Annotated in this window: 27 protein-coding genes; 3 read left to right on the forward strand and 24 right to left on the reverse strand. The window is 38.6% G+C overall.

The window, feature by feature from the left end; translation table 11 throughout:
• Nucleotides 1–27 precede the first annotated feature (27 nt).
• Genes atpC through EUBELI_RS09310 form a run of 10 tightly spaced genes read right to left on the reverse strand, consistent with a single transcriptional unit; the run spans nucleotide 28 to nucleotide 7,210 of the window.
• On the reverse strand, nucleotides 28–432 hold the full coding sequence (gene atpC / locus EUBELI_RS09265) for an ATP synthase F1 subunit epsilon (RefSeq protein WP_012740148.1): 405 nt from the start codon (nucleotides 430–432) through the stop codon (nucleotides 28–30).
• A 13-nt stretch (nucleotides 433–445) separates the two neighbouring features.
• The gene (atpD, locus tag EUBELI_RS09270) at nucleotides 446–1,840 is read right to left on the reverse strand and encodes a F0F1 ATP synthase subunit beta (RefSeq protein WP_041688829.1); all 1,395 of its coding nucleotides are present in this window, start codon (nucleotides 1,838–1,840) and stop codon (nucleotides 446–448) included.
• 19 nt (nucleotides 1,841–1,859) lie between these two features.
• Nucleotides 1,860–2,720: an ATP synthase F1 subunit gamma gene (gene atpG / locus EUBELI_RS09275; RefSeq protein WP_012740150.1), complete on the reverse strand. Its 861-nt coding sequence runs from the start codon at nucleotides 2,718–2,720 to the stop codon at nucleotides 1,860–1,862.
• A gap of 26 nt (nucleotides 2,721–2,746) precedes the next feature.
• On the reverse strand, nucleotides 2,747–4,255 hold the full coding sequence (atpA, locus tag EUBELI_RS09280) for a F0F1 ATP synthase subunit alpha (protein WP_012740151.1): 1,509 nt from the start codon (nucleotides 4,253–4,255) through the stop codon (nucleotides 2,747–2,749).
• A gap of 51 nt (nucleotides 4,256–4,306) precedes the next feature.
• A complete protein-coding gene (gene atpH / locus EUBELI_RS09285) occupies nucleotides 4,307–4,852 on the reverse strand; it encodes an ATP synthase F1 subunit delta (protein WP_012740152.1) in 546 nt (181 codons plus the stop codon).
• A complete protein-coding gene (gene atpF / locus EUBELI_RS09290; RefSeq protein WP_228003418.1) occupies nucleotides 4,840–5,394 on the reverse strand; it encodes a F0F1 ATP synthase subunit B in 555 nt (184 codons plus the stop codon). Before atpF ends, atpH begins: the two co-directional genes overlap by 13 nt.
• A 36-nt stretch (nucleotides 5,395–5,430) precedes the next feature.
• Complete coding sequence (gene atpE, locus EUBELI_RS09295; RefSeq protein WP_012740154.1) at nucleotides 5,431–5,688, reverse strand: ATP synthase F0 subunit C; 258 nt, start codon at nucleotides 5,686–5,688, stop codon at nucleotides 5,431–5,433.
• Between the two features lie 34 nt (nucleotides 5,689–5,722).
• Nucleotides 5,723–6,445: a F0F1 ATP synthase subunit A gene (gene atpB, locus EUBELI_RS09300; protein ID WP_012740155.1), complete on the reverse strand. Its 723-nt coding sequence runs from the start codon at nucleotides 6,443–6,445 to the stop codon at nucleotides 5,723–5,725.
• Entirely contained in the window at nucleotides 6,446–6,898 is a 453-nt protein-coding gene (locus tag EUBELI_RS09305) for a hypothetical protein (protein WP_012740156.1), read from the reverse strand.
• 3 nt (nucleotides 6,899–6,901) lie between these two features.
• On the reverse strand, nucleotides 6,902–7,210 hold the full coding sequence (locus EUBELI_RS09310; protein ID WP_012740157.1) for an AtpZ/AtpI family protein: 309 nt from the start codon (nucleotides 7,208–7,210) through the stop codon (nucleotides 6,902–6,904).
• Nucleotides 7,211–7,359: 149 nt separating this feature from the next.
• Here EUBELI_RS09310 and EUBELI_RS09315 point away from each other — a divergent pair, with 149 nt between their 5' ends.
• Nucleotides 7,360–7,830 carry a DUF402 domain-containing protein gene (locus EUBELI_RS09315; protein WP_012740158.1) on the forward strand — a complete coding sequence of 157 codons (471 nt, stop codon included), beginning with the start codon at nucleotides 7,360–7,362 and terminating at the stop codon, nucleotides 7,828–7,830.
• Nucleotides 7,831–7,876: 46 nt separating this feature from the next.
• Here EUBELI_RS09315 and EUBELI_RS09320 read toward each other — a convergent pair whose 3' ends face one another.
• From EUBELI_RS09320 to EUBELI_RS09355, 9 genes are all read right to left on the reverse strand, one after another.
• Entirely contained in the window at nucleotides 7,877–8,356 is a 480-nt protein-coding gene (locus EUBELI_RS09320; protein WP_012740159.1) for a deoxycytidylate deaminase, read from the reverse strand.
• A 3-nt stretch (nucleotides 8,357–8,359) separates the two neighbouring features.
• Nucleotides 8,360–8,788: a ribose 5-phosphate isomerase B gene (gene rpiB, locus EUBELI_RS09325; protein WP_012740160.1), complete on the reverse strand. Its 429-nt coding sequence runs from the start codon at nucleotides 8,786–8,788 to the stop codon at nucleotides 8,360–8,362.
• Entirely contained in the window at nucleotides 8,788–9,270 is a 483-nt protein-coding gene (locus EUBELI_RS09330) for an arsenate reductase/protein-tyrosine-phosphatase family protein (protein WP_081458309.1), read from the reverse strand. The genes rpiB and EUBELI_RS09330 overlap by 1 nt, the downstream gene beginning before the upstream one ends.
• A 35-nt stretch (nucleotides 9,271–9,305) precedes the next feature.
• Nucleotides 9,306–10,361: an L-threonylcarbamoyladenylate synthase gene (locus EUBELI_RS09335; RefSeq protein ID WP_012740162.1), complete on the reverse strand. Its 1,056-nt coding sequence runs from the start codon at nucleotides 10,359–10,361 to the stop codon at nucleotides 9,306–9,308.
• A 21-nt stretch (nucleotides 10,362–10,382) separates the two neighbouring features.
• Complete coding sequence (locus EUBELI_RS09340) at nucleotides 10,383–11,171, reverse strand: N-acetylmuramoyl-L-alanine amidase family protein (RefSeq protein WP_012740163.1); 789 nt, start codon at nucleotides 11,169–11,171, stop codon at nucleotides 10,383–10,385.
• A gap of 61 nt (nucleotides 11,172–11,232) precedes the next feature.
• Entirely contained in the window at nucleotides 11,233–12,756 is a 1,524-nt protein-coding gene (locus EUBELI_RS09345) for a glycosyl hydrolase family 18 protein (protein ID WP_012740164.1), read from the reverse strand.
• Nucleotides 12,744–12,920 (reverse strand): hypothetical protein, encoded by a 177-nt coding sequence (locus EUBELI_RS14395; RefSeq protein ID WP_165437544.1) that lies wholly within the window; start codon nucleotides 12,918–12,920, stop codon nucleotides 12,744–12,746. The genes EUBELI_RS09345 and EUBELI_RS14395 overlap by 13 nt, the downstream gene beginning before the upstream one ends.
• 196 nt (nucleotides 12,921–13,116) lie before the next feature.
• Nucleotides 13,117–13,788 carry a hypothetical protein gene (locus EUBELI_RS09350; protein WP_012740166.1) on the reverse strand — a complete coding sequence of 224 codons (672 nt, stop codon included), beginning with the start codon at nucleotides 13,786–13,788 and terminating at the stop codon, nucleotides 13,117–13,119.
• Nucleotides 13,706–15,202: a serine/threonine protein kinase gene (locus EUBELI_RS09355; RefSeq protein ID WP_012740167.1), complete on the reverse strand. Its 1,497-nt coding sequence runs from the start codon at nucleotides 15,200–15,202 to the stop codon at nucleotides 13,706–13,708. Before EUBELI_RS09355 ends, EUBELI_RS09350 begins: the two co-directional genes overlap by 83 nt.
• A gap of 190 nt (nucleotides 15,203–15,392) precedes the next feature.
• On the opposite strand from EUBELI_RS09355, the gene EUBELI_RS09360 reads away from it, so the two are divergent.
• The gene (locus EUBELI_RS09360; protein WP_012740168.1) at nucleotides 15,393–16,241 is read left to right on the forward strand and encodes an adaptor protein MecA; all 849 of its coding nucleotides are present in this window, start codon (nucleotides 15,393–15,395) and stop codon (nucleotides 16,239–16,241) included.
• 63 nt (nucleotides 16,242–16,304) lie between these two features.
• On the opposite strand, the gene EUBELI_RS09365 is transcribed toward EUBELI_RS09360, so the two are convergent.
• Nucleotides 16,305–16,511: a DUF1858 domain-containing protein gene (locus EUBELI_RS09365; protein ID WP_012740169.1), complete on the reverse strand. Its 207-nt coding sequence runs from the start codon at nucleotides 16,509–16,511 to the stop codon at nucleotides 16,305–16,307.
• 258 nt (nucleotides 16,512–16,769) lie between these two features.
• On the opposite strand from EUBELI_RS09365, the gene EUBELI_RS09370 reads away from it, so the two are divergent.
• A complete protein-coding gene (locus EUBELI_RS09370; RefSeq protein WP_012740170.1) occupies nucleotides 16,770–16,940 on the forward strand; it encodes a DUF362 domain-containing protein in 171 nt (56 codons plus the stop codon).
• A 115-nt stretch (nucleotides 16,941–17,055) separates the two neighbouring features.
• Here EUBELI_RS09370 and dnaB read toward each other — a convergent pair whose 3' ends face one another.
• From dnaB to rpsR, 4 genes are all read right to left on the reverse strand, one after another.
• Nucleotides 17,056–18,402: a replicative DNA helicase gene (dnaB, locus tag EUBELI_RS09375; protein WP_012740171.1), complete on the reverse strand. Its 1,347-nt coding sequence runs from the start codon at nucleotides 18,400–18,402 to the stop codon at nucleotides 17,056–17,058.
• A gap of 35 nt (nucleotides 18,403–18,437) precedes the next feature.
• Entirely contained in the window at nucleotides 18,438–18,884 is a 447-nt protein-coding gene (gene rplI / locus EUBELI_RS09380; RefSeq protein ID WP_012740172.1) for a 50S ribosomal protein L9, read from the reverse strand.
• Nucleotides 18,884–20,947 carry a DHH family phosphoesterase gene (locus tag EUBELI_RS09385; RefSeq protein ID WP_041688305.1) on the reverse strand — a complete coding sequence of 688 codons (2,064 nt, stop codon included), beginning with the start codon at nucleotides 20,945–20,947 and terminating at the stop codon, nucleotides 18,884–18,886. The genes rplI and EUBELI_RS09385 overlap by 1 nt, the downstream gene beginning before the upstream one ends.
• A gap of 319 nt (nucleotides 20,948–21,266) precedes the next feature.
• Nucleotides 21,267–21,530, reverse strand: a complete 264-nt coding sequence (gene rpsR / locus EUBELI_RS09390; RefSeq protein ID WP_012740175.1) for a 30S ribosomal protein S18 — start codon at nucleotides 21,528–21,530, stop codon at nucleotides 21,267–21,269.
• Nucleotides 21,531–21,543: the final 13 nt, after the last annotated feature.

Raw genomic sequence — 21,543 nt, forward strand, 5'->3', positions numbered from 1 at the left:
AGATAATGGAAGGTTTATACATATTATTTAATTAACAGCCTTAATTCTCGCAAGCGATCTCTTAAGCGCTGTCTCTGCTCTTACCATATCCAGATTAGAATCATGGCTGGCAAGTCTCTTTTCAGCTCGCAGTCTCGCCTCATTAGCTCTTTCTACATCGATTTCATCTGACCATTCTGCCACCTCAGCAAGAATAGTTATCTTATCCTTGAGAATCTCTATAATTCCACCGTGTACCGCAGCTTTCTTTACATCATTACCATTGTGTATGCTAAGAACACAAGGAACAACAACTGCAGTAAGCGGAATATGTCCCGGATAAACACCTATATCGCCTTCACTGGTAGAAAGTTCAACAAATGTAGCGTCATCATGGTAGAAAACTCTGTCCGGCGTATTAACCAGAAGCTTTATTGTCTGTAAATCTGCCATTACAACCTCTTTTCTACTTCTCTACCTTAGCTAAAACATCATCAATTCCACCACAGTTAAGGAAGTAACTCTCTGGAATGTCATCATACTTTCCTTCGATAATTTCCTTGAAGCCCTGAATAGTCTCACTTACAGGAACATATCTTCCTTCAAGACCAGTAAACTGTCCTGCAACGAAGAATGGCTGTGATAAGAATCTCTGAACCTTTCTTGCTCTTGAAACAACAAGCTTATCATCCTCTGAAAGCTCGTCCATACCAAGGATAGCGATGATATCCTGTAATTCTTTGTATTTCTGTAAGATTTCCTGAACTGATCTTGCAACCTTGTAATGCTCCTCACCAACAATTCTTGGATCAAGAATTCTTGATGTAGACTCTAACGGGTCAACGGCTGGATAGATACCAAGCTCAACGATTGATCTTGAAAGAACTGTAGTAGCATCCAGATGTGCAAATGTTGTAGCCGGAGCCGGGTCAGTAAGGTCATCGGCTGGTACATATACAGCCTGAACAGATGTAATAGATCCGTTCTTAGTAGATGTGATTCTCTCCTGAAGAGCACCCATCTCTGTCTGTAATGTTGGCTGATAACCAACGGCTGAAGGCATACGTCCAAGAAGTGCTGAAACCTCTGAACCAGCCTGGGTAAATCTGTAGATATTATCAATGAAAAGAAGTACATCCTTTCCACCCTTATCTCTGAAGTACTCAGCCATTGTAAGTCCTGCAAGACCAACTCTCATTCTTGCTCCAGGTGGTTCGTTCATCTGTCCGAACACCATGGTAGTTTTCTCGATAACGCCTGATTCCATCATCTCATGATAAAGGTCGTTACCCTCTCTTGTTCTTTCTCCAACACCAGTAAATACTGAATATCCACCATGCTCAGTTGCAATATTTCTGATAAGTTCCTGAATAAGTACTGTCTTACCTACTCCGGCACCTCCGAAAAGTCCTATCTTACCACCCTTCTGGTAAGGACAAAGTAAATCTACAACCTTGATACCAGTCTCAAGAATCTCTGTATTAGTTGCCTGCTCTGCAAATGCAGGTGCCTTTCTGTGAATAGGCATATGCTCCTGTACTTCTGGAGCTGGCTTATTATCTATTGGCTCACCTAATACATTGAACATTCTTCCTAAAGTCTGTTCACCTACTGGTACAGAAATTGGGGCTCCTGTTGCCTCTGCTTCCATACCTCTGACAAGACCATCTGTAGGACCCATGGCTATACATCTTACTACATCATCACCAAGATGCTGGGCAACCTCTACAACAAGCTTACCGCCGTCATTAGTCTTAATATTGATGGCCGAATTGATTTCTGGCAGATTACCGTCTGTAAACTTAATATCGATTACAGCACCGATAACCTGAGTAATCTTACCAATATTATTCTCTGCCATTATTCCCTCCATTGTTTTATTAATTGATAGCATTCGCTCCTGCTATAATCTCTGTAAGTTCCTGTGTAATTGAAGCCTGACGCGCTCTGTTAAACTTAAGCGACAGATCTGATATCATATCCTCTGCATTGCTTGTTGCGCTGTCCATTGCCTGCATACGTGCTCCGTTCTCACTTGCAACGGCCTCAACCATAGCTCCGTATATCAGACTACACACATACTTCGGTATAATCAGGTTAAGAGCTTCCTCTTCACCCGGTTCATAATTCATAGGTGTGTTATCAGTCTCTTCGCCATCCTGTTTCATCGCATCTGCGTCAACAGGAAGCAGCCTGATAAGCTTAGGTTCATGAACCACAGTGTTCTTAAAAGATGTATAAGCAAGATATATCTCTCCGACTTCTCCACTTGTAAATGCATCAAGCACCTCATTACATATAGCCTTGGCATCTGTATACGCAGGTTCTTCAACCATATCTGAATAATCTGCTTTAATCTGATAGCCTCTTCTTGAAAGGAAATCTCTTCCCTTTGTTCCTATTGCATATATAAGTGCGTCTTCCTTAGGAATATCACTACCTGTTATAAGTCTGGTAATATTAGAATTATATCCTCCGGCAAGTCCTCTGTTCGCTGTAATTGTGATAATCGCTTTCTTACTTGAATCTCCGGCTTTCAGATATTTGTGATTGATATTACCTGACTTGGCAAGCATATTCTTTACGGTATCATACATGAGGTCGAAATACGGCTTGGTACTTTCCGCTTTCCCTTTAGCTTTCTGCAATTTAACAGTAGATACGAGCTTCATGGCTTTGGTAATCTGACCGGTACTTTGAATACTATCTCTGCGTCTTTTTATGTCTCTCATTGAGGCCATAAATTATTACCTCCATTCCAAAACATTTACTGGATAAATGTTTTCTTAAACTCCTCGATGGCAGCTATAAGTGCCTTCTCATTATCTGCTGTCAGTTCCTTAGTCTCCTTGATAGACTCTGGAATCTGTGGATACTTGGTATCAATAAAGTCGAATAATCCCTGCTCAAAATCAAGAATTCTGTCAACATCTATATCGATAACATACTTCTTGGTAACTGCATAAATGATTATAACCTGATACTCAACCGGCATTGGCTTGTACTGTGGCTGCTTAAGCATCTCTCTGATTCTTTCACCCTGTGCAAGCTTTTCCTTAGTATCAGCATCAAGCTCTGAACCGAACTGTGAGAATGATGCAAGCTCTCTGTACTGGGCAAGCTCTGTACGGATAGGAGCAGCAATCTTCTTAATAGCCTTAATCTGTGCTGAACCACCAACTCGTGATACAGACAAACCGGCATTAATAGCTGGTCTGAAACCTGAATTAAACATTTCTGTCTCAAGATATATCTGTCCATCTGTGATAGAAATAACATTAGTAGGAATATATGCTGAAACATCTCCTGCCTGAGTTTCAATAATTGGAAGTGCTGTAAGTGAACCTCCACCGTATTCATCTGACATTCTGGCTGCTCTCTCAAGAAGTCTTGAATGAAGATAGAATACATCACCAGGATAAGCCTCTCGTCCAGGTGCTCTCTTAAGAAGAAGTGAAAGTGTTCTGTATGCTGCAGCATGCTTACTTAAATCATCGTAAACAACTAATACATCTCCACCGTTCTCCATCCACTCTTCACCAATAGCGCATCCTGAATAAGGAGCGATATACTGTAAAGGAGCAAGCTCGCTGGCTGTAGATGCAACTACAGTTGTATATGCCATTGCACCGTACTCTTCAAGAGTCTTAACAATACTTGCAACAGTTGAAGCCTTCTGTCCGATGGCAACATATATACAATGTACGCCCTGACCCTTCTGGTTAATAATAGTATCAATAGCGATAGCCGTCTTACCTGTCTGACGGTCACCGATAATAAGCTCTCTCTGTCCTCTTCCGATAGGAACCATGGCATCAATAGCCTTAATACCTGTCTGAAGTGGTACGCTTACTGACTTTCTTGTAATAACGCCTGATGCAACTCTCTCAATCTTACGATACTTATCTGTAACGATTGGTCCTTTGCCATCAATAGGCTGTCCTAATGCATTGACAACTCGTCCTGTCAATGCGTCACCAACTGGAACCTCAACAACTCGTCCAGTTGTCTTAACAGTATCGCCTTCATTAACATTTCTTGAATCACCAAGTAAAACGGCACCAACATTATCCTCTTCAAGGTTAAGTACCATTCCATATACCTCGCCTGGGAACTCAAGAAGTTCTCCCTGCATGGCCTTTTCTAATCCATGAATTCGTGCGATACCATCTGCTACCTGAATAACAGTACCAACATCTGATACTTCAAGTTCGGTAGAATATCTCTTTATCTGTTCTTTTATAACTGAACTGATTTCTTCCGGTCTTAAATTCATTAGCTCTATGCACCCGCTTTCTGATTAATTAAACTAACCTGTCTGATATTCCTATAACTGAATCTTCATCAGACTTCTGGAAAGTTCGTCTATTTTATGCTTAATACTGCTGTCTACTACACGGTCACCGATTCTTATTACCATTCCGCCAATAAGACTTTCATCAACCGAATAATGCATCTGGAAATCAACATATCCTGTAGTTTCTAACAGCTTCCCAGCAACAGCCTTCTTCTGTTCATCAGTGAGTGGCTTTGCTGTGCTTACATAAGCAATTCCTATTTTCTTGTATTCGAGAACTCTCTTTCGAAAATACTCAAGTGTATCAACAATCTTTTTCTGTCTGTCCTTTGAGACCATGGTTATCAACAAACCTGTCATATCTCCTGAAACAAACTGAGAGAAAATGTTATTAATAAGTCCTTCCTTTTCTCCCTTTTCAACTTCTGGATGATTGAGCAGTCTGCCAAACTCCGGATTATCATTAAATGCTTCAATGACAGCCCCGGCCTCATCATACAGAGAATCCACCCTGGACTCTTCTACGGCAAGCTCAAATAAAGCATCACCGTATGTTGCTTCAATTAGCTTAGCCATGTTTTCTCACCCATTTCATTCAAAGTCTCTTCAATAAGAGCATTGCTGTCCTTCTCATCAATAGATCTGGCAACTAACTTAGATGCCATAACAGCTGCTACAGTTACAATCTGCTGTTTAACCTCATCAGCAACCTTCTGCTTCTCAAGTTCAGCTTCAACATTAGCTCTTTCTATAATTCTTGCTGCCTCAGCCTTGGCTTCATCAATGATTTTGGTCTCATTGTGCATAGCAGTCTTTCTTGCATCACTAAGAATCTGTTCTGCCTCCTTGTGGGCATCCTTTAACTTAGCCTCATATTCTGCTTTAAGGGCACCCGCTTCCTTCTTATCGTTCTCAGCGTTCTCCCTGTCACTTGTTATCTTGTCCTGTCTCTTCTTTAACATATTCCTTACAGGATTGAAAAGAATAAATGTAAGTAAAAGAAACAGTACAAATACATTGACTGCAGTTACTGCTGCATCAAAAAGGAGCTGCGGATCCAGACCGAATAATCGTCCATCAGCCGCTATGGCAACAAATGTATTTCCTGACAAATTCAATTGTAGGCCTCCTTTCTATTATCTTCGCACCTCTTCTTAGTTTCCGAAAGGCTTAACGAACATTAAGATAATAGCTACGGCAAAACCGTAAAGACCTGTTGTCTCGGCTACGGCCTGTCCAAGAAGCATTGTTGAAGTAATATCAGACTTAGCTCCCGGGTTACGTCCTACTGCAGATGCACCATAACCTGCTGCGATACCCTGACCAACACCAGGACCAACACCTGCGATCATCGCAATACCTGCTCCAATTGCTGACATAGCACTAATAAATTCACTTCCTGAAATATTCATTTAAAAATCCTCCGTCTAATAAAAATATTTGCCGTTAATCGGCTATCTTGTCGTTAACATAAACCATAGTTAACATGCAGAATACATACGCCTGAATGCAGCCTGAGAATAAATCAAAGTACGCATGCAGAACTGCCGGGTATGCAACTGTAAATGGACTGAGCAAATCATATATCAATCCCATAAGAACTGTTCCTGACATTACATTACCGAAAAGACGTAATGATAATGATAACGGAACTGCAAATTCACCAATAAGGTTAATCGGGAATAAAAACCATATCGGTTGGAATAATGCTGTAAAGTGCTTAATCCTGTTCTTCTTGATACCATTGAACTGAACCAGTATAAATGTTATCAGACCAAGACACAGAGTAACACCATAATCAGCCGTTGGTGGTCTTAACCCAAACAGACCGGATATGTTAGATATTATTATAAACAAGAATAATGTGGATATATAATTCACAAACTTGTTGGCATTCTTACCCATAATACCATCAACCATAGTGCCTAACATCTCAACGATGATTTCTATGGCATTCTGGAACATTCCCGGTGTATCTGAAGCATCGACTTTATTAATCTTAATCCTTGCTATTACAGCCATAACAAGAATAAAGACTGATACCAGCAGCAGAGCCACATGTGTTGTGTCAATGTTCAATGAAACGCCATTCAGCTTAAATGTGTACAGCGTCTTAATCATGAAACTTGAATCTCCGGCCACCATCGCAGTCAAACTCTCGCTTCCCACCTACTCACTCTCCTTTTCTATTATATTTTTATCAGTCTGCGGAAACTCCCCAGTACTGTTTTCCCCTTTTGTGGACCTGTTCTTGTCCAGTAAAGGCGACAGATATGCCGCTATCTTCTCTGAGAACATGCCAATAATTGCACACAACAGATCTCCTGCCTTAAAGATATACAATAATGCAAGCAGTATTATCATTACAAGAAATCTTACAATGTACCCAAATACAAGTGTTGAAGACTGCTTATGCCCGCCATACACAACCTTTCGTATAGTAAAGCTTAAATGAAATGAACTGAATACGGCATATATAACACCTGCCAGCAGTCCCACTGCACACATTATCTTATTCGGAACAGCAATAAATATAATTATCTGGGCAACAACAAGATAAATACATTCTATAAGCAGCATTCCCGGAAGAGCTTCATTAATATCTTTAATTCTTTTTAACATAAATCACCTCTTAATTTCACTGGAATCTTTTTCCTGCCTCTTTCTGTATTCCTCTACCTTTCTGTCGATTTCATCCTGCTGTGCCTTATCTTTCTTAAGCTTCTCCTGTCGTATTGTGTCCATTGCCAGAACATATGCATTTCTTGCACCTGCTGCCATCCCGATAAAAAGCAGCGGAACCGTAAACCATGTTCCAAACCTTTTATCAAGCCATATTCCAAGTGCCAGACATAAAAATGTTGGCACCATCACACATATAGCGAGCTGGGATATCAGTACAATATTTCGTAATGCTTTACTATCATTCTTCATATCATGTTCCTCACAAAAGTCTGCATTAATTTTACCAATTTATAGGTATATTTTTCAACCCTTTTTATTGAAATTTAATTAATCTGCTGATATAATTTTGTCATTATATTTTGTGTATTATTAACTATACCCGAAAAGGGGGATTTTATATGCCTACATTATACAGAAAAAGACTTATTCCTGATGAATGCGTTAATCTTAAGGACGATAACATAATATTCTTAGATTCTGATGCTATTATGACCAGCTGGAACACATTTCGTCCAAAAGCTGAATTCACACATGGAACATCATATTATGTTATTAACGAAGGTTTTAAGATAAGCAAATTCTATAAAGCAGATAACTCTCTTGCATATATCTATTGTGACATTATTGACACTTCTTATGATGCTGTCTCTGATACATATATATTCACTGATCTTCTCGCTGATGTCATAATTGAGAATGACGGGCGCGTCCGTGTTGTCGACCTTGATGAATTAGGAGATGCACTTACAGAGAATATCATAAGCTGTGAACTTATGTCTGATGCGCTTCACAAGCTTAACAAGCTTCTTACCGCCATCTATAACGGAACCTTTAATGAATACATCAGGATTCTTGAATCTCATGAATAACAAGCTCTAAAGGGTCTGGAAACCTTATTCGTTTCCAGACCCCTTTTTACATGTCAATTGTTATTGTGCGACCTGTTCTTTCATACTTGTAATATCTGACACCTGCGGCATTAAGCATTCTCTTTGATGCAATTACAGATGCAGTATCTGCATATTTGTCACAGTCATATACAACAGTCTTAATTCCTGCCTGAATAATTGCCTTAGCACATTCGTTACATGGAAAAAGTGTAACATAAAGCTTGGCATTATCAAGGCTTCCGCCTCTGTAATTAAGAATTGCATTAAGCTCACTATGAGTTGTGTAAAAATACTTATTATCTTCGCCATCTCTGTTCCATGGAAACTCATCATCAGAACAGCCCCTTGGAAGTCCGTTATACCCCATGGATAATATCTTATTATCCTGACTTACTATACACGCACCAACCTGTGTATTAGGATCCTTTGACCTCATACCGGAAAGTGTTGCAATTCCCATGAAATATTCATCCCATGATATATAATCTTTTCTCTTATCGCCCATTTATTAATCCTCTAACATACTGATTCTTCTTATATGTCTCTCATCATTAGAAAACTTGGAATCTAAAAATGTATCTGCTATTCTGAAAGCAAGCTCTGGTCCGATAACCCTTGCACCCATACACAATACATTGGCATTGTTATGTTCCTTAGTAGCCTGTGCTGAGAAGCAGTCGCTGCATAATGCCGCTCTGATTCCCTTAATCTTATTAGCTGCCATGCTCATTCCAATTCCTGTTCCACAAAGAAGAATTCCTTCCTCACACTCACCAGAAAGAACAGCCTCAGCCACTTTCTTTGCATATACAGGATAATCACATGAATCCTTAGTATATGTTCCATAATCCTTGCACTCAATGCCTCTCTTCTTAAGATGCTCTATAAGCTGTTCCTTTAATTCTAATGCTCCGTGATCACAACCGATTGCTATCATTATTCTTCTCCTTTATCCTTATCTTCTTTTTCTTCTGATAACCCATCCAGATACTCTGCAACATTGCTGACTAACCTGTATATCAGTTCAAAACATGCACTATACTCTTCAATGCCTTTGCCATATGGGTCTTTAATCTCCTGTTCCGGCTCTCCCGCATACTCACTCAGAGTATATACATTAATTGCCTCGCTGTATTCATCGTATATCTTCTGTTTCATATGCGAATTCATAGCCAGTACAAGTGTATCATTTCCGAAATCCTCATTCAACAACTGTTTTGCTGAATTGTTCGGAATTATCATATTATGCTTGGCTGCGACTGCAACCGCCTTCGGATTATAGGGTTCTGGGAAAAGCACCACCATTCCTCTGGATTCCGATATAATATCCTGTTTAAGATTGGCCATAACAGTTGCCGCCATTGGACTTCTGCATGTATTTCCATTACATACGAATATCACCTTGTCAAATGTGTTCATAGGAAATCCTCATATCTTCATTAATTAAAAATATATTAATCCAGTTTAACTATTTTGTGCCCGGCTGCCTTGATAAGTCTGTTCATAACAGCCTGTCCCACATTCTTTGTCTCAAAGCTTTCTGAGTAAACAAACTCTATGTTCTGCTTGTCAAAGTCCCTTAATATCGCATACAGGTTTCTTGCAACACTAAGCTCATCATCCTTATGTCCTGCTGAAACAATATCACTGCATATATATTTATCTTTTGTCTCATCAGTTGCCATAACTGCACATCTATGACCTTCTGCTTCCTTTTCTGCAATCTGGGCGTTAATATACTGAACAACCTTTTCATGCTGACCTTCAACAATAGTCACATCAGCATTAGGTGCATAGTGCTTGTATTTCATTCCCGGTGCTTTAGGTACAACCCCTTCTTTAAGGCTTCCCATAATAGCAGGATCAATTATCGTCTTTCCTATAGCTTCCTCAAACATAGCCTGTGTGATATATCCAGGTCTTAATATAGTCGGAACTTCCTCGCTCAAATCAATAATTGTAGATTCCACACCTATATCTACAGTATCATCCTGAATAATCATATCTATTCTTCCAGATAAATCATTAATTACATGCTCTGCCCTTGTTGGGCTTGGCTTTCCTGATGTATTGGCACTTGGTGCAGCTATATATACTCCTGAGCTTCTTATAAGTTCTGCCGCAACAGGGTGGCTTGGCATTCTTATAGCAACCGTTCCAAGACCTCCTGTTATAGAATCAGGTACTTTATCCTTTTTCTTAAGAATCATTGTAAGCGGACCCGGCCAGAATTTTTCTGCCAGCACAAGTGCCTTATCTGGTACCTCTTTGGCTAAGTCATACAATGCATTAACATCTGCAATATGCACTATAAGCGGATTATCAGAAGGTCTTCCCTTTGCTGCATATATTTTGGCTGAAGCTTTTGCATCAAGTGCATCCGCACCAAGTCCGTATACAGTCTCCGTAGGAAATGCCACAAGCCCTCCCTCTCTTAGAATCTGTCCTGCCTGTTCATATATTTTCTTATCTTCTTCTGTGTGTGTTATCTTCTTTATTATTGTTTCCATAAAACCTTTCGCCAGCTTTCATTACTTCATATTCATCATCAGATATTCTATTATACCACAATACAGAGCATCAGCCACTTTTTCCTGATATTCTTCCGTACACAGTCTCTGCTCCTCTTCCGGATTAGACAAGAAACCACACTCTGATATAATTGTCGGCAGCTTGGAATGAAGCAGTATGTAATAATTAACATCTGACTTAATCTGCCTTGTTGTACCTAACTTCTCACCAAGAATCCCCTGCATTATCTGCGCTATTCTTTTACTTTCCTCAGACTTCTTATAATAAAATACCTGTGCACCTTCTGCCTTAGGTGTGACATAACTGTTCTGATGGATACTGATTACCATATCAGCACCACTGCTATTGATTATATCACATCTTCTTTCCAGGTCAGCTTTCTTTTTACTCTTATCGGACTCCACACTTAAATCATCATCCGTGTCCCTTGTCATAATAACATTAATCTGGGCATCTTCAAGCCGTTCCTGTAATTTTTTTGCAATTGCAAGATTAATCTCTTTTTCATTTGTTCCCGCAACCCCTACTTTACCTGGGTCTGCGCCACCATGCCCACTATCAATAACAATACATTTTTCAGAAAAATTAATATTCATCTCAACGACTTCACCATCACCTGCATCATCTGACAAATGTTGTCTCTCCTGCACATCTTCACTTTCTTTGCTGCCTTTGCCATTGGCCTTTAATGGAAGAAGTACATTGGCTGTCATGTAAACAGCAACAAGAAGTATTATTGACATAAACGGCAGAAGAAGTGTCCTGCTTATATCAGCTTTTTCTGGCATAACGACTCCGAAACCTGTAATTCTCTACTAATTTATTACAGAAGGTTTATGCATATTACTTTTATTTATTATATTTGCTGATAACTGACCATACTGATGACTTCTCAAGACCTAACTTCCAGCCTGCAACACCTGCCACATTATTTTCCTGTATAATCTGCATCTTGGCCTCTATTGATTTCTCTTCTTCAAACCATATCTGTCTTGTGGAATTTCCTACAGTATATGAAGCAACATACTGTCCACAGTCATCATTCCACAATGCAACCTGTCCATCACTGTTTAACTGGTCAACTGCTGCCTGCATACCAACAGCCCTGCTTGTTGTATTTCCATCTGTTGTTGTCCATATTCTTGTATAAAATGGAATACCTGCTATTACATGTTCCTTGCCAACAAGCTGTACTGTAGCCTCAACTGCCTCCTTTACAAATGGAAGTGAAGCTACAGAACCGGCATCTGTTCCTGCATAGTGTTCATCATATGCCATTACAATAACATAATCAACGAATCTTGACTGTTCTTTTAAATTATAGCATCTGTTATATGCCTCCGGTTTATAGTTATCTGTTGACAACACAAGACCTTTTCTTTCACATGCAATTGACAATTCTCTTACAAACTGCAGATAATCTTTGGCATATGCGCTCTTAATATTCTCAAAATCAAGATTAATTCCGTCAAATCCATACTTTTCAGCATCATTAATAAGTGTATTAACCATATTGGTTCTTGCCTTCTTACTTGAATAAAGTGCTGCAAAATCCACATTTGTATCAAAATCACTTACAAGTGCCCATACATCTGTTCCTCTCTGATGCATTTTGTTAACCAGCCCGGCCGATGCATAACATGACATACTGCCTGATGAATCTGTAACTGAATACCATGTTGGTGCAAGCACATTAACACCTGACGCTGTAGCAATATTATTGTCTATTCCTGAATTGCCAGCCACTCCGCTTACCTGAAACCAGGCAAGCGTAACCTTGTCATCTTTCATATTATAATTATGAGTCTCATAATTCTTTTCTTCTCTTATATATTCAAATGTATCTGATGCCTCTGTTTTCTTTATATATCCTGTATAACCTGTCGCAGTTGTTACCTTTATCCAGTCGTCAAGGTCATCCTCGTAAACTAATCTGTCCCCCTTCTGCACATACTCAAGAACAGGACTTTTAATTCCTCCCCTGTATCTTACAGCAGACTTCTTTTTAACTGTAACACACTGCTTGTTTTCTCTTTCAATACTGATATTAATTCTTTCCGGTTCACTTCCATAAGCGTATTCACAATCTGTATGCTCTGCAATATACTCCCATGCAATAAAGCATTCTCCATTGATATCAATCACAACCGGATAATCTGTATTATATGTCTTTCCTGTATCATCCGTGTATACATTTTTACCACTCATATATGTATACATATATGATGAATCTGAATATAATACAGCCTGTGATTCTTTATCATAATAAAATCCGGCATTTATATTATCTGCAACAAATTCCTGTGGCAGATAATGTCTTCCATCTGTCACAACTCCGGTATCTGAATACTGTTTTCCATCTATAATAACCATTGTTTTATCTGTGGATTTATCCAGGTTAAAAAAACATAACCGTTCATCTTTTCCTTTGTCGGTGTATATCTTACTATCATAAACATTGCTGCCATAACCACAATCAGTATTACAAATGCAGCTACAATAACAATTCTTTTCTTTCCTGCCGTACTTTTATTCATTTCTCTGCCTTTCCTTTGCACATTATTATTATAATTGTACCACTATGCATATAAATCATGCAATAAAAAGGCACACCTTTATAATTGCCCAATCAATCATAAAAATGTGCCTGCGGTCGTACGCAAAGGTATTCCATAAGACCGTATTCGTGATATATTATTGACTTTCCAGATGCTTTACTGCATAAATAAACTTTTAAGTTACTACCCGCTTAAGCATCATGACAGCCTCTCCATTCATTTCAAAAGGATCCATCTGCATTGGCGCTTTATATGCTTTAAGTTCAAATTCACGTTCCATGTTTTTTGCCCTTTTTTCCTGCCATGTCATAGAAACAACCGGCATATTTTTTATACTATAAATCCGTCTTATTCTTCCAAGCCTTTTAATACACTCGCCATATTTCCATGGCACCATTGATCCAACAAGAACCCGGCACTCACAAGACATTACATCCCTTAAACCATCAGCAAGTCTGTCCTTCATATCTGCAAGATTCACCTCTACTATCACCACATCATAATATTCTGTAATGATGTGGACGAAACCTTGTCTTACTCCACTAAAGAAGTCTATCCCCTTATATGAAAATCCTTTTCTGCTACCTGCATAATTCTTCACCTTACAAGTCTGCACTTCTTCTTTTATTCTGTCAAAAGCATCATCATAGCAAGAACTTACGATAGCTGTTTTCAGATGAAGTCCATTAGAGAAATAATTTGCAAGCATAACACCAAGCTGTGTTGTTCCGGCACCGCTGCATAATCCAATCAGTCCGACAGTCTTATAATTTATTACAGCTGTGTTCCTGCTTTTTCTTCTTTTTTCTAAACCACTTAATAACCCTGAAATTTCTAACTTTTTCATATAGCCTTCCAATACACTCCTTTATTCTGTGAGGTCTGTAACCTTTCATTATCCCTGTAAGGTTATCCTGTAAGAAATCATTCATTGTTTCGTCAAATATAGGATTTGCTTCATTCCAGTTATATATGCATGGTATTCTATAACATTTCTTTCCTTTATACACACTGTTTACAAGTTCATAAAATTGTCTTGCCCCTACAAGGTTCAGCATAATAATATCTTTATCATCCATCTTCTTCCCGCTGCAATGTGTAGCCTTTCCAACTATAAAAACCCGTATACATGTATAATTATCCCCAGTAATATCCGTAATTTTAACCTCTCTGCTCTTATTAAAATCACATCCGCAGTCTATAATTACAATTCTGCTTCTCACTCCATTTACAGATATTGCATTATAATAATCCGGTATAACTTTTATATTATCATAAAGATAAAATCCTTCTGGCATTAATGTGCTCCTCACAATTTCCCTGTGCAGATAATCGTTACCAGATTTATCAACAACAACACAATCATATTGATTATTCCGAAAAAAATGTGCCATACTCATAACTGCATTAGTAACACCTATACCGGGTTTTTCTCCTGCAACCTGAATGACATAAGAGAGTTTTTCAAATGTACCGCCACCCATTTTCATTATAGATTCCAGTTCTTCACGAACCAATGTAACACTTTCATACCTCAATCCCCATTGATGATGCAGTGATTTGTTAATTAAGTGATACAATACTGAATATCTTTCAGCTGCTCCTGATAAGTTATGATTCTCATATGTCCTGATTTTTCCATGAGAAATCATAAATAGGATGACCATTCCCACACTATATATATCTGACTGCTCCACGGCATCTTCACCTGAGTATTGTTCAGGTGCTGCAAATAACAGACTTCCATTATTTACCTGCATACCGCATCCTGCAATGACTGCATTGTCAAAATCTATAAGTTTAACTTTTCCGTAATTATCAAGCATAATATTATCAGGCTTAATATCCATATGTAATATTCCTTCACCATTAAAGCTGTGAAGATATTCCAGTATACAACACAATTCTATGCCAATACGGCATATTTCATGGATATCCAGGCAGCCATTAGTCTCTGTTTCATCATTAACATATTGCCGCAAAGATTTACCATCAATATATTCTTCGATAATGCAGATACTATCATTATCTTCTCCAATATTCTGTTCAATATCATAAATTACAGGAATGTGGGGATGTTTCAAATTCTTAATAAGATGGGCCTCATTCAGAAGTCGTTCTGATTCCTCATGACTGCCCGTAAATATCTTGGCTACACGATATACATCTAGTATAACATGCCTTACCAGATAAATTTTAGAATGATTGGAACTTGCAAGTTCCTTAATGATTTCATATTTCTCGTAAAATCGGTTATCCACCTCCTCTTACGACGATACATGAAAAACATCTCCTAAACATAGGATACACTATAATAATTTAATTTTCAATATATTTTTTCAAAAAATTTATATTTATTTTACTACTGCTTTCTTACACCGCCTTTACATATCCATAAAAAATGGGTATTATATCTTTACGATAATTAACAAATTTAGTCAGAGGTGGCTTATGAAAATAGAAAGACTTAATGAAAATCAGATCAGATGCACACTTAACAAGTCCGATCTGGCTTCAAGACATTTGAAAATCAACGAGCTTGCCTATGGCAGCGATAAAGCGAAAGAACTTTTTCGTGATATGATGCAGCAGGCATCGTATGAATTAGGCTTTGAAGCAGAGGACACTCCTTTAATGATAGAGGCAATTCCTGTTTCAGCAGAATGTATTGTTCTTATTGTTACTAAAGTTGATAATCCTGAAGAACTTGATACCCGTTTTTCCCGTTTCTCACCGTCAGATTCTGATGATGATGACGGCTTTGATTTTGATGATATAGAGACAATTGAAAGCAACGGCTACTCATCCTATTCTCCTCCTAAAGCTAACGAAGAACTTGATGAAGAAAGCGCCGCTACTGAGGAAGATAATAACATTTCAGAAGATAATCTTATGAATATATTAGACCGTGTTAAGGAGTATTTTAATAATAAAGAAACTTCCGGCAAAAAATCCGGTGAGTCTGACACCTCAGAAAACAAACCTACTGTTAAAGAAGCATCCAGCCATATTGTCAGAGTGTTTTCATTCGGTTCACTTGATGATATCAGTAGTGCTGCCCGGATAATTAACCGCTTTTACCACGATAATAACTCTGTTTATAAGAATCCATCTGATAAGCGTTATTATCTCACAATTTCCAAAAACAAAACATCTTCTAAAGATTTTAATAAAGTATGCAACATTCTTTCTGAATATGGTAATAAAGAAGCTGCATTCGATAATTATACAGGTTTCTTTTCAGAGCATTGTGAATGTATTGTAAAAGAACATGCCATTCATATTCTAAGCAGACTATAATAACAGAGCCGGAGCAATTAAATCTAATGCTCCGGCTCTGTTATTATCACTCATTGTCTGTATTTATCCAATAGACTGAAGATAATTCTGAATCTCCTCAATAAGCATATCTGGATCAATACCATGAACCATAGCAGCTTCCTCTAATGTCTCGCCTGCTGATGATGGGCATCCAACACAATGCATACCAATTCCCATAAGAATAGGTATAATTCCTGCATCTATCTGAAGAGCTTCTCCAATTGTAGTGTCCTTAGTAATTCTTGTCATACTGACCTCCTGTTATTAGGTTAATATTATCGGTACTTTTGTACCGCTCAACATACCTACTATAATATTGCCCCGGATAAATGTCAATAATACACTAATTTTGCTTTACTATTCTATCTCAAGTTAGTTATACCTAACAGCAATAATGTATTTTATTGATAAAAATTCATATTGAATTTTATCAAAGGCTATCGTATAATATCACTAAAGCGACTGCCAAAGCAGTTAATAAAGAGATTATTAAGGAGGATATATACTATGGCATATGTAATTAATGATGATTGTATCAGTTGTGGTGCTTGTGCAGCAGGATGTCCTGTTGAAGCAATCAGCGAGGGTGCTGCTCATTACGAAATCAACGCTGATGTTTGTGTTGATTGTGGTGCTTGTGCTGGAACATGTCCAGTTGGCGCTCCTAACCCACAGTAGTCTGAACAAGATACAGATTAATGTTCACCAGATGGTGTTCAATGTACCTGAACGGTACTTACATAAAACCCCGGACCAGTTTAATACTGATTCGGGGTTTTTTTTGCATGTTCAATTACTGTCTTAAGTCTCTTGAAAGATCTGCAAATCTTGTCTGTTCCGGCAGCCATGCCATCTTAACAGTTCCAATAGGACCGTTACGCTGCTTGGCAATAATAATCTCTGCAATACCCTTCTGCTCTGTATCCTTATTGTAATAATCATCTCTGTAAAGGAACATAACAACGTCGGCATCCTGCTCGATAGCTCCTGACTCTCGAAGATCCGAAAGCATAGGTCTGTGGTCTGGTCTCTGCTCTACTGCACGGCTTAACTGTGAAAGTGTTACTACTGGTACATTTAACTCTCTCGCAAGTGCCTTTAACGCTCTGGATATGTCAGATACTTCCTGCTGTCTTCCCTCAGAACGTCCGCTTCCACTGCCACTCATAAGCTGGAGGTAATCGATAATAATAAGTCCAAGATTATTCTCCATCTTGTATTTCCTGCATTTACTACGTAATTCTGCGATTGAGATACCCGGCGTATCATCAATTATAAGCTTCGACTTGGCAATGCTGTCCGCACCCTCTATAAGCTTGCCCCAGTCATTAGAATCCAGATGTCCTTTTCTTATCTTGTCCGCATCCACTGTTGATTCAAGTGATAACATACGATTTACAAGCTGGACATTAGACATCTCCAAGCTGAATACAACTGTTGTAATCTGCTGCTTGATAGCTACATTTTCAGCAACATTAAGGACAAATGCGGTCTTACCCATTGAAGGTCTGGCTGCAACAAGAATAAAATCTGACGGCTGCAGACCTGACAGATAAGTATCTAAGTCCTTGAACCCTGTAGGAACACCTGTTACAGCACCTTTAGTCTTTGCTGCCGCAGATATTCTGTCAAGTGCCTCAAGAACAACCTTATCAATAGGTGTATATTCCTTTCCACCCTTATTCTTAACAAGCTCAAATATCTTCTTTTCAGTATCAGCAAGTATATCTTCAGTCTTTTCCTTGCCCGCATAACACTGATTGGCAATATCATCATTAACTCTTATGATATTCCTGAGTACTGCTTTTTCCTTAACAATACCCGCATACTGTCTTATATTAGCCGATGTTGGCACTGATGATAACAGTTCTCTTACAAACTCTATACTATAGACTTCAGCCGGTACATCTGTCTCCTTCAATCTTGCCTGCAGAGTAACTATATCTACAGGTTTTCCCTCGTTATTCATGTCTACCATCGTCTGGAACATAGTTCCATACTGCCTGTAGTAGAAATCATCCTGCCTTAAGATTTCAGCGGCAGTTATAATTGCCTGTCTGTCCAGAATCATTGAACCAACAACAGACTGCTCAGCTTCAATGCTGTTAGGCATCACCCGTGTTACCACTGACTCATCCATAGTAATTCCCCTTCTTACAAATGTATCTTATATATTTATTTCTCAACAACCTTAACAGTCAGCTCAGCTGTTACATCTTTATGAAGCTTTATCTGGATAATGTAATTACCTAAAGCCTTAATTGGCACATCAAGCTTCATTTTCTTCTTGTCAATATCAAGACCTAACTGCTTCTTAGCTTCTTCTGCAACTTCCTTAGTTGAAACAGTTCCAAATGTTCTTCCACCTTCGCCTGTTTTCATGGAAACAGTAACTGTGCACTCTTTAATCTTAGCCGCAAGCTCCTTTGCTGCTGCAAGCTCTTCTGCTGCCTCTTTTTCTTCTCTCTTCCTGGCTAACTTAAGGTCATTAAGATTCTTTGCTGTTGCCTCAATTCCAAGCTTCTTTGGAAGCACATAATTTCTTGCATAACCGTCATTAATCTTAACAATCTGTCCCTTTTTTCCTAATGTCTTAACATCCTCTAATAAAATAACATCCATTAAATTTCACCATCCTTAATCATATTATCAAGTGTAAGCTTAATTTTATTAACTGCCTGATCAATTGTACAATCTGTAAGCTGAGCTCCTGCAATACTCATATGACCACCTCCGCCCAGCTTTTCCATAACAAGCTGTACATTAACCTCATCTATAGACCTTGCACTCACATATATCTTATCCTCGTAAGGAGTGATAACAAAAGACGCCTTGATTCCAGATATATCAAGCAAATCATTGGCTGTCTTGGCACCGCCAACAGTTGGTGTGTCAATTCCATCGCCATTAAATATTGATATTGCAAATGCGTCCTTATAAATCTCCACACGGCTTACAGCCTTTGCAATCTCCTTATATTCATTCATATTACTTCGAAGCATTTTTCTTACTCTTGTTACATCTGCACCATGTCTTCTTAAGAATGCTGCTGCCTCAAAAGTTCTTGGTCCTGACTTACTGTTAAATCCGTCAGTATCAATATTAATTCCGGCATAAAGTGCATCTGCCTCAAATGCTTTAAGCTTAATATTGTCATCAACATACTGTATCATCTCTGTAATCATCTCACTGGCAGATGACGCATATGGGTCGACATACGAAAGAACTGCTCCTGTTATTGTGTCACTCTGTCTTCTGTGGTGATCAAATACAACAACTGTCTTGCATTTTTCAAGAAGCTCTGGACACTCTGTTCTCTGTGGTCTGTTAACATCAACAACAATAACTACTGTTGATGCATTTATTCTGGAAGACGCATCCTCTGGCTTTATAAACATATCATCCGGATACTCTTCCTTGCCTATGAATCTGTTCACAAAAGGCCGTACGCTGCTTGTAACCTCTCCAAGAACAATATGTGCCTCCTTGCCAAGCTTCTTAGCAATAACATATATACCCAGAGCTGAACCAAATGCATCAATATCCGCAAGTGTATGTCCCATAACAAGCACATTACTGTTATTATCAAGAATCTGTCTTAATGCATGAGCTTTAACACGCACCTTAACTCTTGTATTCTTCTCCATCTGCTGACTCTTGCCACCATAATAAAGAATCTTCTCACCATCCTTGACTACCGCCTGGTCTCCTCCTCGTCCAAGAGCAAGATCCATCGCTGCCTTAGCCACATCATAATTCTTAGAATACTCTGCCGAACCCGTTCCTATACCCATGCTGAGTGTAAGAGTCATCTCATTACCAATCTTAATGCTCTTAATCTCTTCAAGCAGGCTGAATCTGTCCTGCATAAGCTTCTCTAAGAAATTATATCTGAAAACAACAATATATTTATCCTTCTCCAGTTTTCTTACAATTGCTGAACCCGGAGAAAAATACTTATTAACCCTCTTATCAATAAGACCTGCAAGAAGCGACCTTCTTACATCGTCAGTACTATCAAGGGCTTCCTCATAATTATCTATATACACAAGTCCCACAACGAATCTTTCATCCTTTAACTTCTGTATATATGTATTAATATCAGTCTCATCAAAAAGATACATTACATACATTGAAGAATCCATGCTTTTCTCTATTATATCAACACCCTCTGCTATAGAATCTGCGTCAATATTCTTTAATTCAGCCTTATAATCCCTGTCCTGAAATGTAAGTCGTATCTCCTTAAATCCAATCTCACTATCTGGAAATATACTTGGTGTAACTTCTGGAAGAACAGTATTGATATTCTTTCTGAAATCCTTCTTAATTCCTATGCAGTCCTGCATTGCCTTATTAGTCCACATAACATTTCCATTATTATCCAAAAGGCAGTATGGCACACTCAGATTATATAAAAGCTGCTTCTGAACCTGAGAATAATTGGCTGCAAATTCAACCATTCCATACATTATTCTTGGTCTTAAGTAGAAATACATCAATCCGCACGCCAGCAGATATATAACCATAAAAATACTTATAATTGTTGCTGCCATAACATTAATGCAGAACATAACAGTACATATTATAATCAGAATTGCACCAATATACAAAGGCCATGCAAAAAAAGACCTTAAAAGTCCACTATATTTAAATGCTTTTTTCCCATTTTTATTATCTGGCATAATACCCATCTCCATAATCGAATTAGAATAATTATATCATGTATACAAATATACTACAAGCATACTTTGTGCAAGCACATTCTGGATTGCACGGCTCACTGCTGCGGGCAGCATACTTTGTAAGCCAAGTCTCTCCGTAGCTTCGCTACTCCCGAGCCTTGATAATTCACAACTCCCGGTCTTCGACCTTCGTTGTTCATTATTGGCGCTCGCCGTATAATCCAGAATCTGTGCAAGCACATTCTGGATTGCACGGCTCACTGCTTACAAAAAAAGCCGTAGCAGGGAAACCTGCTACGGCTCGTATTCTTAATATATATTAGTCTACTGAATATGGAAGAAGAGCTACATGTCTTGCTCTCTTAACAGCTACAGTAAGAGCTCTCTGATGCTTTGCACAGTTTCCTGTAATTCTTCTTGGAAGAATCTTTCCTCTCTCAGAAACATAATGCTTAAGTGTAGCAACATCCTTATAATCTAATACCTTGTTGGCATCTGCACAAAATGCGCAAACTTTCTTTCTTCTACGCATTGGTCTTCTTCTCATCTGACCCTCTGGTCTCTCAGCCTTCTTATCTGGCATGGTTTTTACCTCC

The organism is [Eubacterium] eligens ATCC 27750, assembly GCF_000146185.1.
Lineage (GTDB): Bacteria > Bacillota > Clostridia > Lachnospirales > Lachnospiraceae > Lachnospira > Lachnospira eligens.